The following is a 2038-nucleotide window of genomic DNA, read 5'->3' as shown; positions in this document are numbered from 1 at the left end:
ACGACCCGGCCGAGCCCGTCCAGGACGTCGGGCCAGCCGCCGGCGAGCTCGTCGCGGAGCCCGGTGGTCGGGAAGCCGCGCTGGACGATGGTCAGCCGCGTCCGGCCGGGCGCCTCCTCCTCGAAGGTGACCTCCAGGTCGGTGTCGAAGCTGGTCCCGTCCGGCATGGTCATGGTGCTCACGCAGCCGAGGCGCCGCGGCCGCTCCACCACCGTGAACACGTTGGTCTCGCGGGCCGGCGGCCCGCCCGGCGGGCCGAACTCGATCGTCCAGCGGCCCCCGACCCGCAGGTCGCAGGCCGACTCCACGACCCACTCGGGCCCGTCGGCGTACAGCTCCTTCTGCGCGTCCGGGTCGGTGAAGGCGTCGAAGACGATCTCCGGGGCGGCGTCGTACACGCGCTCCAGCCGCAGGTCGTCGCTCATGGGCTCGCTCCCTTCCGCCGCTCCAGGTAGCTCCCGAGCCGGTCCAGCCGGCGCTCCCAGCGGCGCCGGTAGGTCCCGATCCACTGGGCGGCGTCGTCCAGCGGATCGGCGCCGAGCCGGCACTCGCGGGTCCGGCCCTTCTTCTCGGTCACCACCAGCTGGGCCTCCTCGAGGACCCGGACGTGCTTCATCAGGCCCGGGAGGGTCATGTCGAAGGGCCGCCGCAGCTCGCCGAGGGTGGCCGGCCCCTCGGCCAGGCGGTCGAGGATCTCGCGGCGGGTCGGGTCGGACAGGGCCGCGAAGGTCCGGTCCAGGGTCGAAGAAGAATACCTTACCATCTGGTTAACTATAGCCTGCCCGACCGGGGGTGCGCAATGGGGCGCGCGGGGCCACCATGGGCGTGGCACCGCAAGCGACAGAAGGGCGCGCATGACCTCCGCCACCCCGCCGACCCCCACCACCCTCGGCGGCCTCCGGGCCGCCGGTCACCGCTACAAGGCGGTCAAGCACGAGCTCCGCGACAACCTCCTGGCCCGGCTGGCCGACGGAGGGGAGCGCTTCCCCGGGATCGTCGGCTTCGACGACACCGTCCTCCCGGAGCTGGAGCGGGCCCTGCTCGCCGGCCACGACATCGTGCTGCTGGGCGAGCGCGGGCAGGGCAAGACCCGCCTGATCCGGTCCCTGCACCACCTGCTGGACGAGTGGACCCCGGTGGTCGCCGGCTGCGAGATCAACGACCACCCGTACGTGCCCATCTGCGTCGCCTGCCGGCGGCGGCTGGACGAGCTGGGCGACGAGCTGCCGGTGGCCTGGCGGCACCGCTCCGAGCGCTACGGCGAGAAGCTGGCCACCCCCGACACCAGCGTCGGCGACCTGATCGGCGACATCGACCCCATCAAGGTGGCCGAGGGCCGCACCCTCGGCGACCCCGAGACCGTCCACTACGGGCTCGTGCCCCGCACCAACCGGGGCATCTTCAGCGTCAACGAGCTCCCCGACCTGGCCGAGCGGATCCAGGTGGCCCTGCTCAACGTGCTCGAGGAGCGCGACATCCAGGTCCGCGGCTACCAGCTGCGGCTGCCGCTCGACCTGCTCCTGATCGCCAGCGCCAACCCCGAGGACTACACCAACCGGGGCCGTATCATCACCCCGCTCAAGGACCGCTTCGGGGCCGAGGTCCGCACCCACTACCCGCTGCGCCTGGACGACGAGGTCACCCTCATCCGCCAGGAGGCGGTGCTGGCCTGGGACGAGCAGCCCCTCGGCCGGCCGCTGGTCCCCGGGCACCTGCTCGAGGTCATCGCCCGCTTCACCCGGGCGGTGCGCGAGTCGCCCCAGATCGACGCCCGCTCCGGCGTCTCGGCCCGCTTCGCCATCGCCGCCGCCGAGACCGTCGCGGCCTCGGCCGCCCGCCGGGCCGCCATCTGTGGCGAGGAGCCGCCGGTGGCCCGGGTGGTCGACCTCCCGGCGGTGGTCCCGGTCTCGCTGGGCAAGGTCGAGTTCGACCAGCTCGAGGAGGGCCGGGAGCTGGAGCTGCTCCAGCACCTGCTGCGCCGGTCGGTGGCCGAGACCTGGCGGGCCCGGCTGGGCGGGTCCGACCTGTCGGGGCTGCT

General features: G+C 73.7%; 3 protein-coding genes. 1 reads left to right on the top strand and 2 read right to left on the bottom strand.

Translation table 11 applies throughout. The features are described 5' to 3' along the window. The coding region (locus VF468_08895; protein HEX5878424.1) for an SRPBCC domain-containing protein at window positions 1-425 on the bottom strand (425 nt) is incomplete at its 3' end. Beyond that, the gene (locus VF468_08890; protein HEX5878423.1) at window positions 422-763 is read right to left on the bottom strand and encodes a metalloregulator ArsR/SmtB family transcription factor; all 342 of its coding nucleotides are present in this window, start codon (window positions 761-763) and stop codon (window positions 422-424) included. The genes VF468_08895 and VF468_08890, both read right to left, overlap by 4 nt. 91 nt (window positions 764-854) lie before the next feature. Here VF468_08890 and VF468_08885 point away from each other — a divergent pair. Continuing rightward, window positions 855-2038 (top strand): sigma 54-interacting transcriptional regulator (locus VF468_08885; GenBank protein ID HEX5878422.1); only part of this gene is annotated, 1184 nt, incomplete at its 3' end.

This window comes from Actinomycetota bacterium (assembly GCA_036280995.1).
Taxonomy (GTDB): domain Bacteria; phylum Actinomycetota; class CALGFH01; order CALGFH01; family CALGFH01; genus CALGFH01.
Note: the sequence above shows the minus strand (reverse complement) of the source record. Positions and strands in the feature narration are given on the sequence as shown.